Below are 12,963 nucleotides of genomic sequence, written 5' to 3'. Positions count from 1 at the left end.
ATGTCAGATGTCAAGAGTGTACTCTTCGTCGGTGTCGGCGGCCAGGGTACGATATTAGCCAGTAAGATCCTCACCATCGGCCTCATCGAACACGGGTACGATGTCAAGATGTCCGAAGTCCACGGCATGAGCCAGCGCGGCGGCAGCGTCAGCACGCAGGTCCGTTTCGGCAAAAAAGTTTATTCGCCCATCATCGGCGAAGGCTCAGCAGATATCCTCGTCTCCTTTGAAGAAATGGAAGCGGCCCGCTATGCTCGCTTCCTCAAGAAAGACGGCAAGATGGTCGTCAATACGACACAGATCCCGTCCCTGCCCGTCCTTTCCGGCGCCTGCCAGTATCCCCAGGGCATCCTTGAAGAACTGAAGAAACACGTCCCCGTCCGGGACCTCGATGCGACGAAGATCGCCACCGACCTGGGCAATCCCAAGAGTGCCAACGTCGTCCTCCTGGGCGCCCTCATCGAAGCCCTGGGCCTCCATGATATCGACTGGAAAGGAATCATTGCCAAAACAGTGAAACCAGCCTTTGTCGACATCAACTTAAAAGCCTTTGACGCCGGTATGGCTGCGGCCAGACAGTGAGGTGACCGGTCATGGACGTATATCAGGAATATAAAGGGAAATGCTGTACGGCTGACCAGGCCGTGCAGGTCGTCAAGGATGGCGATTGGGTCGATTATGGCATGAGCTGTGCTTATCCGACGGCCCTGGACAAGGCCCTGGCCCGGCGCCAGGGGGATTTGAAGGACATCAAGGTCCGCAATGCCATTTCCTGCCACCCTGTAGCTATTTTGGAAGCCGACCCGGAAAACGAGACCTTTACGTATAATCTCTGGCATTGTTCCGCTATCGACCGGAAATATCTCGATGCCGGCCGGGCCTACCATGAGCCGATGCTGTTCCGCGACTGCGGCTCCTATTATACGCGGGGCTTTGCGCCGGTTAACGTCGCCATGATCACCGTAGCTCCCATGGACAGGCACGGGAATTTTTCCTTTGGCCTGACCAATGGCTGTACCCAGGAAATGCTCGACGCGGCGGAAACGATCATCGTCGAAGTCAATCCCAACATGCCCGTCGTCTTTGGCATGGGCAGCGACCACATCCACGTTTCGAAAGTCCAGGCCATCGTCGAAAGCCAGGAAGCGGTCAGCCTGGCGCCGAATCGGGAACCGAGTGCCATCGACAAGCAGATCGCCGAGAATATTTTCCCCTACCTGCACGACGGCATTACCCTGCAGCTCGGTATCGGCGGCATGCCCAATGCCCTGGGTATCCTCATTGCCGAATCGGACTTGAAGGACTTAGGCATGCATACAGAGCTCATGAGCGACGGCTATCTCAACCTGTATAAGGCAGGCAAGATTACCAACGACAAAAAGCCTTTCCAGCGGGGGAAAGGCGTCTTCTCCATTTGTATGGGCTCGAAGGAACTCTATGAATTTTTGGACCACAATCAGGATGTCCTGTCAGCGCCTATGCATTACGTCAACAATCCGGAAACCATCCGCCAGCTCGATGATTTCATTTCCATCAACAGCTGTATCGCCGCCGACCTTTACGGCCAGGTCTGCTCCGAATCGGCCGGTACGCGGCACATCAGCGGGACTGGCGGCCAGTTGGACTTCGTGACCGGTGCCTATGCCGCCGACCACGGCAAAGCCTTCCTGGCCATGCCGTCGAGCCGGGTCGATAAAAAGGGAGTCCGCCATTCCAACATCCTCCCCAAGTTCACTGCCGGCGATATCATCACGACGCCGCGGACCCAGGCGCCATACATGGTCACGGAATACGGCGTAGCCAACCTGTCCGGCCTGGCCACGTGGCAGCGGGCAGAAGCCCTGATAAACATTGCCCATCCCGATATGCGTGAAGACTTGATCAAAGCCGCCGAAGCCCAGCGCATCTGGCGGCGGAGCAACAAAATTTAATGAATTTTTTTCGCTGCTGCTTATGTCAATCGACATAGGCAGCTTTTTTTTGAGAATTTAGAAGAAAAATATTATACTTCAAAATATTATATTTTGAAATATAATATTTTCAAATATAATTTAATTCTTTTGACGGAAAGAGAGATGTGGCAGGGGAATCTGTGCTAAGATGACGGCGGCGAAGACGAGGACGCAGCCTGTCAGTTCTTTGGCCGTCATGACTTCTCCCAGGATGAGCCAGCCTGCCAGGGCGGCGAAGACCGATTCCAGGCTCATGATGAGGGTCGCCGTCGTCGGTTCGGTATATTTCTGGCCGACGATCTGCAGGGTGTAGGCGACACCGCTGGACAGGCCGCCGGCGTAGAGCAGGGGCCATTTGGCGGCCCACAGGGCGGACCAGTCGGGCTGTTCGAAGAGGACCGTCAGCGTACCGGAGAAGAGGAAGGCCGTGGCGAACTGGACCCAGGACAACTTGATGCTGTTGGCTTTTTTCAAGAGGAAATGGTCGATGACCAGGATGTGCAGGGCGAAGAAGACGGCACAGCAGAGGACCAGGAAGTCGCCGAAAGAAACCTGGAAATCGCCGTTGATGCATAAGAGATAAAAGCCGGCAATGGCCAGGGTGACGCAGATTACGATGATCCGCGGGACTTTGTGGCCCATGAAATGGCCCATGAGGGGGACGAGGATGATGTACAAAGCCGTGATGAAACCGGCTTTCCCAGCCGTCGTCATGGAGATGCCGACCTGCTGCAGCGTATCGGCGGCGCCCAGGACCAGGCCGCACCAGGCACCGCCGATGAGGGTGATGCGGTCCGGTTTCAGCTGTTGCAAAATCGGCGGATAGGTCCCGTCTGTCCCTTTATCGGTAAACAACAGGATGACGGGAATCAGGACGATGATGGCGATGACATCGCGGGCGGCGCTGAAGGTAAACGGGCCGATATAGTCCATGCCAACGCTCTGGGCGACGAAGGCAGCGCCCCAGATGAGGGCCGTAATGAGCAGCAGTATCGTGCCTTTAGCTTGTGAATGATACATAGCATAATCCTTTCTCTAAACGAAAAATAACCAGAATATTTTCATTTTATACTGCCTTGAAGAAAATGTAAACAAAAATAGATTGCCCTGGGAAAGAGCCTGCGGGAATTCAAAGAAGCCGTCAACACGGCGGATGTCAAGGCCGACGAAAAGAATAACGATGAAAAAATAAATGCAGGCCGCAGGTGGCAAGTGGCCGGTCGTAAATAGACGGCCTGTGGCCTTGTGCGTAAGGGCTGTCCCCCTAAAAGGCGGCCTGTTAGGGAGATTTCATCACGGACTATTCTGGTATAATAGCATATTTTGTAATATTTTTCACAAAATATGATTGCAGTCGCCGCGGGAAAGTTTTATACTATATATAAGGTTATCTCATACTACTATTGCAAAGTCATGAAGGAGGAGACTTTAGAATGTACAAACTTTCACAAATTCCTGAAGAGTATAAGAAGAAATTGATCACGGCTGAACAGGCTGCGGCTCTCGTCAAAGATGGCGACCGCGTTTCCTACGGCCTCGGCTGCGCTGCTCCGTATGATATCGACATCGAAATCGGTAAACGGGCGAAAGACCTGCATGGCGTCGAAATCGTTGCCACGACCGTCGTCAAAGATGAACCCTATGCGGCTTATCTCAACAGTGACTCGAACGAACAGATCCGCTTCGCAACGGCTCATATGAACGGGTTTGAACGCAAGATGTCCAAAGCCGGCCGCTGCTGGTTCATTCCTATTCTCTTCAACGAATTGCCGAAGTATTGGGAAAACATCGATAAACTCATCATCCAGGTTCATCCTATGGACCAGTGGGGCAACTTCAACCTCGGGCCTCAGGCATCGGACCTTCGCGGTTTGATCCGTGCTGCTAAGACGATCATCCTCGAAGTCAACCAGAACATGCCGAAAGCTCTGGGCTATGAAACGGAACTGAACCTCTGCGACGTCGACTATGTCGTCGAAGGCTCGAACCATCCCATGCCGCAGATCCCCAACCGCGCCGGTACGGAAGTCGATGACAAGATCGCCGATTACATCATCCCCATGATCGAAGACGGCAGTACGCTCCAGCTCGGCATCGGCGGTATCCCGTCGGCTGTCGGCTGCAAACTGGCTGAATCGGATGTCAAAGATTTGAGCGGTCATACGGAAATGCTCGTCGATTCCTATGTCGACCTCTATGAAGCCGGCAAGATTACGGGCAACAAGAACCGCGATAAAGGCAAGATCATCTATGCTTTTGCCGGCGGCACACAGCGCCTCTATGATTTCATCAACGACAACCAGATCGTCTTCAACGCTCCGGTAAGCTACGTCAACAACGTCGGCGTTGTCGCCAGCATCGATAAATTCATCTCCATCAACGGCTGCATCGACCTCGACCTCTATGGCCAGGTCAACGCGGAAACGGCTGGCTATCAGCAGATCAGCGGCACCGGCGGCCAGCTCGACTTCGCCCAGGGCGCATTCGCATCCAACGGCGGCAAGAGCTTCATCTGCGTCCATTCGACGCGTAAATTCAAGGACGGCCATGTCGAATCCCTGATCAAACCGACCCTCCCGGCTGGCACGGTCATCACGACACCGCGTTCGGCTGTCCACTACATCGTCACTGAATACGGTACAGCCCTGCTGAAAGGCAAATCGACGTGGGAACGCGCCGAAGCCCTGATCAACATCGCTCATCCGGACTTCCGTGAAGAACTCATCAAAGACGCAGAAAAGATGGGTATCTGGACTAAGACCAGCAAGATTTCCATGTAAAAAATAGTTTGTAGTCCGTAGGGGCTTGCACGTGGCAAGCCCGTCCAGGATAGTTACCGAATCCCCGGCGGGTCGCCCACGTGGCGACCCCTACAACTTAAAAAGGCTTGTCGCACGGCGACAAGCCTTTTTTCTATGTCCCAGCCAAGCTGGTGATTTTTTCCAGCATGTGTTGGTAGACCTTGATTTTTCCTTCCAGCTCCTGGCCACTGCACGGATGGCAGTAGGTGGATTTCGTCATGTTGTCGAAGAAGTCCAGGACCATGGCGTCCAGGTCCTTATCGACGATGATGTAGAACGGGTCGGTCCGGCTGTTCATGGCCAGGGTGTTCTTTTTGAAGAAGCTCATGCGGTAGTTGGAATAGAAGGACAGGTTCGCTTCTTTATAGGCCAGGAAGGCCGGCGACAAGTGCATGGTCCCCAAGGTGATGCCCTGGCTCTGGGTCAGAGTCCGGGCGATGGTCTTCAAGTGGTCTATTCGTTCGCCTGGCGTCAAGGTGTACTGGACGTCGGTCAGGTCAATGTGGCCCGTTTCCAGATAGCGCATGAAGGACGGCGTCGGTACGATGAGCGATACGCGGGCCTTGGCGATGATTTCTTCCCAGGTAATGCGCAGGCGTTCGATATTGCCGGCCCGGTCAGCCGGCGATTCGGCGATGAGCCGGTCGAAGACTTCCTGGGGCAGGAGGTATTCGATGCCGTTGGTCAGGAAAAAGCAGAACCGCGACGTTTCATAGAAGGACGTGCGGTAGCCGTAGTCGTCGTTCCAGGGACTCTGGATGTGAGTTAGGAGTTTCGGCGTATGGTGGACGCCGAAGCGCTCGTAAATGTCGTGGACGACGGCCGGGTCGTCGATGTAGGAACACATCATCATGCCCCGATGGCTCTGGAGCGAATACTGGATGACGAACTGGTCCTTGAGGATGATCAGATTGGCATCGCTCAAGGCGGAGAAGTCGTAAAAGGTGAATTCCGCATCCATGAAGCGGTTGAGGACGGCGTAGAGCCGGGCTACGTATTCCGGATGGCGGCGTATCTTCTCTTTATCCAGGCCGACGCGGATGCGCAGGCGTTTATAATGGGACGGCACGTCGAGGTAGGACCAGAAGCCGTCGTCGTAAAAATCGAAGAAATCCCCGTAGATGACGAGTTCCTCCTTGCCCGTCAGGGTCGGGAGTTTTTTTCGGAATAAGTCTTTTAAAAAGTGGGCTACCTTCTGATGGCTCGTGATGATGCGGACGGGCCAGGACTTTTTGGCCTTTTCCGTGCGCCCGCTCTGGAGCGACGTGCGGTAAGCCCGGCTCAGATAGTCGCTGATGGCAAAGACCAGGTCGGGCGTATCGGCGGGAAACGAAAAATAGCGGCAGCAGTCTTGGCGGCGATCGAGTTTTTCAATCGTTTCGGCAAAGAGTGCAGCCGCATCTTCATTGACGCGTTCAATGGCCCGTGACGATGGCAGCTTGGCCCCGTTGATCCACTTGCTGATATACGATACGTCGTAACCGATGTATTCGGCCAGGGTCACGGACTTCATTTTCGTGAATTTCATGAATTTTTTCAAAGCAATCGGGTAGGTTTCTACAATCATGCACATTCCCCCTCTATATGGCAGCCATCTTTTAATATATCCCCTCAGACGGCTATTTATCTTATTTTAACACAAAACGATGCCATAAAGAACAAATAAATTTAAGGAATAAATGATGAATTCATGAAAATTTCAAATTTTCCTGTTTTTTTCAAGATAGGCTGGGACTATACTAAGGCCATGCTTGAGGACATCAAGCGGAGCAAGAATTTAGACATCATGATTATAGGAGGTGGACGGACGTGAGACCCTTTGTTTTTCCTCTTTCACAGCATATCGGCGCTCCATCGGTCCCGGTGGTCCAGCCTGGAGACAGGGTACAGCGCGGCCAGTGCATCGCTGAGGCTGGGGAAGGATTAGGAAGCCCGGTATATACGAGTGTATCCGGGACGGTCCTGGAAGTGACGGATGATGCCGTCATCGTTCGAGCTGACGACGTCCAGCCGAAAGAGTACGTGCCTCTTACGGCACAGACTCCATTGGATTATATCCGCCAGGCCGGGATCGTCGGCTTAGGCGGCGCCGGATTCCCGACGTATCAGAAACTGGCCGTTCCCTTTTTGAACGGCGGCGTCGTCATTGCCAATGCTTCGGAATGTGAACCCGTCCTGACCCATAATATCAAGGCCATTGAGCGGGACTGCCGCCCGATGATACGGGGCCTGCAGCTGGCCATGGACCTCGTCCATGCCGATAAAGGCGTCATTGCCATCAAGGCCATCCACGGCGACGCCGTCCGAGCCTTACAGCAGGCCATCGCCGCTGACGACCGCCTGGCCCTTCATTTTCTGCCCAATGTCTATCCTGTCGGCGAAGAACGGGCTGTCGTCCGGGAAGTCCTGGGGACGCTCCTCGATGCGGGCAGTCTGCCGTCGAAAGCCGGCGCCGTCATCATCAACGTGGAAACGCTCCAGCGCGTGGCCGAAGCCGTCGATGACAAGAAACCGCTCATCGATAAAGACGTGACCGTAGCTGGCAAGCTGAACGGTCCGGAAGTCCAGGTCTTCCACGACCTGCCCTTGGGCATGGCCGTCAGCGATGTCCTGGAAAAGGCCGGCGGCCTGGGCAAAGAATATGGCGAGCTCATCATGGGCGGGCCTTTCATGGGCAGGCGGACGAGCCTGGACGCACCCATCGTCAAGACGACAGGCGGCATCATCGCGGCAGAAACGTTCCTGCCAGGGCCTGAAAAAATCGGCCTTCTCGTTTGTGCCTGCGGCGCCGATGAAAAGCGCCTCCGGGAAATAGCGGCTTCCATGGGGTCGGCCGTAGCCGGCGTAGCCTTTTGCAAGCAGGCCCATGAAGTCAAACCGGGCGTCCGCAAATGCGACAATCCCGGCCACTGTCCGGGACAGGTCCAGCGGGTCATGACGCTGAAGAAAGAAGGGGCCCAGGCCCTACTCATCAGTAACTGCACAGACTGCACCAACACGGTCATGGCCTGTGCGCCGCAGCTTCATCTGCCGGTCTACCATTGTACCGATGGCGCCCTGCGGGCAGTCCATCATAAATTAATCCGCCGCATCAAGGCGTAACTCATACTACACAGGGGGAGTGATTGTATGTCTATTACCAAAGATACCTTACAGAAACACCTTACAGATCCTGCCGTTTTCTGCTGCCGCCGGGCCAAGGGGACGGTCATCGGAGCCGATGACCTGGAAGACCCGACGCTGTTCGATGACATGGTCGATGCCGGCCTGCTCACGCTCAGTGACGATGGCCTGACCATCGAAGAAGTCCTGGGCAGCACGCTCTTGCAGGATGTCGAAGCCTTGACGCCGATTACTAAAGATGTCCTGGATAAAGTCAATGCCAAGTCCGTCCCGGCCGAAGCACCGGCAGAACCGGTCAAAGCCTCGCCAGCTGCACCGGCCGCCCCGACAGCCGCACCGTCGGGAACGATTCACTTGAAGATAGATAAACTGGAAGGCCTGAGCCTGGATATCCCGGCCGGTACCATCCTGGGTGCCGCTGGCCCGCTGCCGGCAGGGCCGACGGAAAAGACGGGCGAAAAGAAGGTCATCCGCAAGCTCATCAAGAAACACATCAAAATCACCGATGTCGAAATCAGCGACAAGACGGCCATTGAAGACGGGAAAATCTTCATCGACGGGTCCATCGTCGAAAAGGCCGTCAAAGAGGACCCGCTCTGCGTCAGCATGAGCCTCGACGTCATTTATCCCGATAAACGCCACGTCTACACCGATACCATCATGGACGTAGCGCCCATTGCGACGAAAGTCGAAGGCGAACTCGGTGAAGGGGTCACCAAAGTCGCCGACGGTGTCGTATTCATGCTCACCGGCGTCGACGAAGACGGCGTCCAGATCCATGAATTCGGTTCGTCTGAAGGCTTTCTCGATGAAAAGATGTATTTCGGCCATCCGGGCTGCGCCGATGAAGGCGACATCATCATCCGCTGCCATGCCGTCATCAAACGCCTCACGGGCATGACCCGTCCGGGACCTTTTGCCGCTCATAAATGTGAAGACTACATCATCCAGGCCGTCCGCAATGAATTGAAGAAATACGACGGCGAAGTCGTCCGCGAAGAAGTCTGCGAAGACCTGCGCCGCAAGGGCAATCCCCGCGTCGTCCTGGTCAAGGAAATCATGGGCCAGGGAGCTATGCACGACAACGTCCTCTGCCCGAACGAACCGTGCGGCGTCATGGGCGGCCAGAAGAACGTCGACCTCGGCAACGTACCGATTGTACTGACACCGAACCAGGTCCGCGACGGTTCCATCCATGCCCTGACCTGCATCGGGCCGGCTACGAAAGAAATGACCCGTCATTACATCCGTGAACCCTTGGTAGAAGGCCTGGCCAAGGACGATGAACTGGACCTCATCGGCGTCGTCTTCGTCGGCTCGCCGCAGGTCAATGACGAAAAACTCTGGGTTTCCGACCGCCTAGGCTCGCTCCTGGAAAGCCTCGACATCGATGGCTGCATCATCACGACCGAAGGCTTTGGCAATAACCACATCGACTTCATCCAGCACATCGGCCAGGCTGGCAAGCGGGGCATCCCCGTCGTCGGCGTTTCCTTCTGTGCCTACCAGGGCCAGCTCGTCGTCGGCAATCCCTATGCCGATGCCATGGTCGAAGAAAATATGGACCAGGGCGGCTTTGAAAACGACGTGGCCGGCTGCTCGTGCGTCACTAAGGAAGTCGCAGCCCGCGCTATCCAGATGCTCAAGAATAAGATGGCCGGCGTCCCCATTGCGGCTGCACCGAAGAAATGGGACAACGCCGTCATCAACGCCAACAATAAACTCCTCGGTCTCCCTGAAACGGTCCTCCTCAATAAAGGGACGCTCCACTGATGGCCAAACTTGATTATCAGCTCAACCCGGTACTCATGGAAGGGACGGTCACCAAGACCGCTGCGGACGACGTGGCTCTCAACCTGAGAGGGAGACTGGGCGTGATCCACGCTGCACCGTCTTTGTTCCTCCACCAGCCCCGGGAAGGCCGGAAATTCCGATTCTATTTTAGTTACATGCAAATCGTAGAGGCCCCGCTCGATTACGATTATGGGCCGCTCGAAAAAGACCGGGAATTCACGCCGGTCCTGGCCGGCGGCGTCCTCAGCGAAGTCAACGATACGGCCATCAAAGCCGACTGCCTCGGCGGCCTGGCCACCATTGCCGTACCGCGGCGCTGGGTCTTTACCGATGTCGCCCTGAAAGAGGGAGAATATACTGAATTTTACATCAGCCCCATGGCGGCTGTAGATGAACTATAGGAGGGGTAGTTATGAATTTAACGACTGTAGAAGGGATGCGTTCGGAAATCTTCGTTCCCGTTACACCGAAACCGGTATTCACAGAATTAAAGAAACCACTGAGTGAATGTAAAGTCGCCTTCATCACGGCTGGCGGCATCCATAAAAAAGACCAGACGCCGTTCAATACGTCCGGGGATTTCTCGTACCGCGTCATCCCCTTCGACACGCCATCGTCGAACCTGATGGTCACCCACGGAGGCTTCGACAACTCGGATATCAACAAAGACGTCAATGCCATGTTCCCCATCGACCGCCTGCACGAACTGGTTGCAGAAGGCTTCATCGGCTCCCTGCCGGAAGAAACGTATACTTTCATGGGCGGCGGCGGCAACGTCGAAAAATTCCGCAATGAAACGGGGCCGGAAATTGCCAAGAAGCTCAAAGCCCAGGGCGTCGACATCGTCCTCTGCACGGGCGGCTGCGGGACCTGCCACCGTTCGGCGACGATCGTCACCCGCTGCTGCGAAGCCGAAGGCATGAGCTGCTGCGTCATCGCCGCCCTGCCTCCCATCGCCCGCCAGCAGGGGGCACCGCGCATCACAGCGCCGCACGTCCCTATCGGCTCCAATGCCGGCGAACCGAACAATATCCCCATGCAGACGGCTATCCTCAAGGAATCCCTGGAATGGGTCCGCGACTGCCCGAGCTATAACGGCCTGAAAGTCCTCCCCTATGAATACCGCCACAATGTGTAATAACGGCACGTAATAAAAATGTAATAAGGTTAAACGTTGCATATGTGTTAAAATGATAGTATAATAAATTTGTTCTTAAAGATATTAAACAAATAAGAATATAAACTTAAAATAAACAATGGCGTTTATCTCCGTGAGAGATGAACGCCATTGCTCGTTTTAAGGAATGAAAGGGGAGATTCGATGTGGCATGCTAATCAGGAGCGCCTGATGGAAAAACTGAGGGGAGAAGAACAATTCCTGGTCATCGATTCGCATACCATGGGAGAACCGACGCGTATCGTCGTCAATGGATTTCCTCACGCGCCAGGCAGGACGATGATGGAAAAGAAGCAGTACATCGCCAAGCACTACGATGCCTATCGCAAGGCCATCTTGCTGGAGCCGCGGGGCCATACGAATATGTTCGGCGCCATCCTCATGACGCCGGTCCACGAAGAAGCTGATGTCGGCGTTGTCTTCATGGACAGCGGCGGCTACCTGAATATGTGCGGCCACGGTTCCATCGGCGTGGCGACGGTGCTGGTCAATGAACAGATGATACCCGTCCATGAACCCTATACGGACATCTGCCTCGATGCGCCGTCAGGCCTCATCAAGGGCCACGTCAAAGTCGAAGCAGGCCGGGCCGTAGAAGTGACCATTACCAACGTGCCCTGCTTCTTGTACCGGACAGGGGTCACGGTCCCTGTCGACGGCTTAGGCCACGTTGCCCTGGACATCGCCTTTGGCGGCAGTTTCTTCGCCCTCGTCGACGCCGATGCTTTGGGGATGCGCTTAGAGCCTGAAAATATCCGGACTATCATCGACACGGGCATGAACATCCTCCGGGCCGTCAACAATCAGGAAGTCGTAGCCCATCCGGAACTGGACATCCACAGCGTCGATTTAGTCGAATTTTACGGTCAGGCCGATCGGCCCGAAGCGACCATGAAGAACGCCGTCGTCTTCGGCAACTACCAGATCGACCGCAGCCCCTGCGGGACCGGCACGAGTGCCAAAGTGGCGTCGCTGTACTTGCGGGGGAAATTGAAGAAAAATGAACTATTCGTTTATGAAAGTATCATGGGAACCTTGTTCAAAGCCCGCATCGTAGATGATGCCGAAGTCGGCGGCATGGCCGCTGCTATCCCGCAGATTACAGGCAGTGCCTATATTACCGGCATCAACTGCCTGGTCCTCGATGAGACGGACCCGTTCCGCCACGGCTTCCAGATTCAAGCCTGAATATACAGTTCCGGTCATGAGACCTGAATGATAGATTCCAGTCATACATGTGAAGAGGGGTGCCTGATTATGATGATGAACAGTAAGGTAAAAAAAGCAATCTTAGCCGGCCTGAGTGCCGTCGTATCCATATCTGTCTTAGCTGGCTGCGGCGGAGGTAGCGGCAGCAGCGATAAGGCCAGCCTGAAAGGGAAAGAGCTGAAAGTAGCGACCGGGATCTATGCGCCCTTTGCTTTCAAAGATGAAAACAGTAAGCTCGTCGGCTTCGACCTGGACCTGCTCGATGCCATGTCCAAGAAACTGGGCTTTACCTATAAAGTCACGCCGACGGAATATGACAACATGTTCATGGCCGTCGCCAACGGTGAGTACGATATCGGCATGGGCCAGGTCTGCATTACCGAAGACCGCAAGAAGAAGATGGACTTCACCGAACCCTATGAAAACGCAGGTTTGCAGTTCGTCGTCCGCAAAGATGAAAACCTTACGTCTGTAGATCAGTTGAAAGGCAAGAAAATCGCCGTCGAAAAGGGGACAGCTGCCCACAAATACGTAACGGAACACTGTAAGGATTCGGAAATCGTCGTCTTCCCGGCTATTTCAGCAGCCTTCATGGAAGTCGAACAGGGCAAGGCCGACGCCCTCATGCAGGATAAACCGAATGCCGTCTATTATTTGAAGAAGCATCCTGAAAGCGGTCTGGCCCTCTTGGGCGATGAAACGGCCAAGATTCCCGATGGCTTCGCCCTGCCTAAGGACAGCCCGTATAAAGCTGAATTCGATAAGGCCCTGAAAGAATTGCAGGAAGACGGGACAATCAAGAAGTTAGAAGATAAATGGCTGAATGTCTAACGGCAGCAGCCAGTCAGCAGTGGCCCGGCAAGAGTCGTACTTTTGCCGGACTTCTTGCTATAAGGGGTCTTTTATT

The 12,963-nt window shown here is 54.7% G+C and carries 12 protein-coding genes; 10 read left to right on the top strand and 2 right to left on the bottom strand.

Annotation, left to right across the window (positions count from 1 at the left end; all coding sequences use genetic code 11):
- Entirely contained in the window at nt 1–582 is a 582-nt protein-coding gene (locus tag ACFWUB_RS05825) for an indolepyruvate oxidoreductase subunit beta (RefSeq protein ID WP_349173191.1), read from the top strand.
- 11 nt (nt 583–593) lie between these two features.
- Nucleotides 594–1,931, top strand: a complete 1,338-nt coding sequence (locus tag ACFWUB_RS05820; protein WP_292108429.1) for an acetyl-CoA hydrolase/transferase family protein — start codon at nt 594–596, stop codon at nt 1,929–1,931.
- 120 nt (nt 1,932–2,051) lie between these two features.
- Here ACFWUB_RS05820 and ACFWUB_RS05815 read toward each other — a convergent pair whose 3' ends face one another.
- The gene (locus ACFWUB_RS05815) at nt 2,052–2,972 is read right to left on the bottom strand and encodes a DMT family transporter (protein WP_292108430.1); all 921 of its coding nucleotides are present in this window, start codon (nt 2,970–2,972) and stop codon (nt 2,052–2,054) included.
- An 81-nt stretch (nt 2,973–3,053) separates the two neighbouring features.
- Between ACFWUB_RS05815 and ACFWUB_RS05810 the strand changes: the two genes are divergently transcribed.
- Together ACFWUB_RS05810 and ACFWUB_RS05805 are read left to right on the top strand one after the other, a co-directional pair.
- Complete coding sequence (locus ACFWUB_RS05810; protein ID WP_416184389.1) at nt 3,054–3,182, top strand: twin-arginine translocase TatA/TatE family subunit; 129 nt, start codon at nt 3,054–3,056, stop codon at nt 3,180–3,182.
- Between the two features lie 203 nt (nt 3,183–3,385).
- Complete coding sequence (locus ACFWUB_RS05805) at nt 3,386–4,732, top strand: acetyl-CoA hydrolase/transferase family protein (RefSeq protein ID WP_020310836.1); 1,347 nt, start codon at nt 3,386–3,388, stop codon at nt 4,730–4,732.
- Nucleotides 4,733–4,865: 133 nt separating this feature from the next.
- Here ACFWUB_RS05805 and ACFWUB_RS05800 read toward each other — a convergent pair whose 3' ends face one another.
- A complete protein-coding gene (locus ACFWUB_RS05800; RefSeq protein WP_416183636.1) occupies nt 4,866–6,320 on the bottom strand; it encodes a transcriptional regulator in 1,455 nt (484 codons plus the stop codon).
- Nucleotides 6,321–6,562: 242 nt separating this feature from the next.
- Here ACFWUB_RS05800 and prdC point away from each other — a divergent pair, with 242 nt between their 5' ends.
- The 6 genes from prdC (at nt 6,563) to ACFWUB_RS05770 (ending at nt 12,887) form a co-directional block, all read left to right on the top strand.
- Nucleotides 6,563–7,855 (top strand): proline reductase-associated electron transfer protein PrdC, encoded by a 1,293-nt coding sequence (gene prdC / locus ACFWUB_RS05795; RefSeq protein ID WP_302681129.1) that lies wholly within the window; start codon nt 6,563–6,565, stop codon nt 7,853–7,855.
- Nucleotides 7,856–7,882: 27 nt separating this feature from the next.
- On the top strand, nt 7,883–9,649 hold the full coding sequence (prdA, locus tag ACFWUB_RS05790) for a D-proline reductase (dithiol) proprotein PrdA (protein ID WP_302681128.1): 1,767 nt from the start codon (nt 7,883–7,885) through the stop codon (nt 9,647–9,649).
- The gene (locus ACFWUB_RS05785) at nt 9,649–10,071 is read left to right on the top strand and encodes a CBO2463/CBO2479 domain-containing protein (protein WP_416183635.1); all 423 of its coding nucleotides are present in this window, start codon (nt 9,649–9,651) and stop codon (nt 10,069–10,071) included. The genes prdA and ACFWUB_RS05785 overlap by 1 nt, the downstream gene beginning before the upstream one ends.
- A gap of 11 nt (nt 10,072–10,082) precedes the next feature.
- Nucleotides 10,083–10,808 (top strand): D-proline reductase (dithiol) protein PrdB, encoded by a 726-nt coding sequence (gene prdB / locus ACFWUB_RS05780; RefSeq protein WP_020310841.1) that lies wholly within the window; start codon nt 10,083–10,085, stop codon nt 10,806–10,808.
- Between the two features lie 183 nt (nt 10,809–10,991).
- On the top strand, nt 10,992–12,035 hold the full coding sequence (locus ACFWUB_RS05775) for a proline racemase family protein (protein WP_292298216.1): 1,044 nt from the start codon (nt 10,992–10,994) through the stop codon (nt 12,033–12,035).
- Nucleotides 12,036–12,104: 69 nt separating this feature from the next.
- Nucleotides 12,105–12,887, top strand: coding sequence for an ABC transporter substrate-binding protein (locus ACFWUB_RS05770; RefSeq protein ID WP_020310843.1), 783 nt, complete (start codon nt 12,105–12,107; stop codon nt 12,885–12,887).
- Nucleotides 12,888–12,963: the final 76 nt, after the last annotated feature.

It is taken from the genome of Megasphaera sp. (genome assembly GCF_047831605.1).
Taxonomy (GTDB): domain Bacteria; phylum Bacillota; class Negativicutes; order Veillonellales; family Megasphaeraceae; genus Megasphaera; species Megasphaera intestinihominis.
This window is presented reverse-complemented; position numbering and strand designations above follow the sequence as displayed.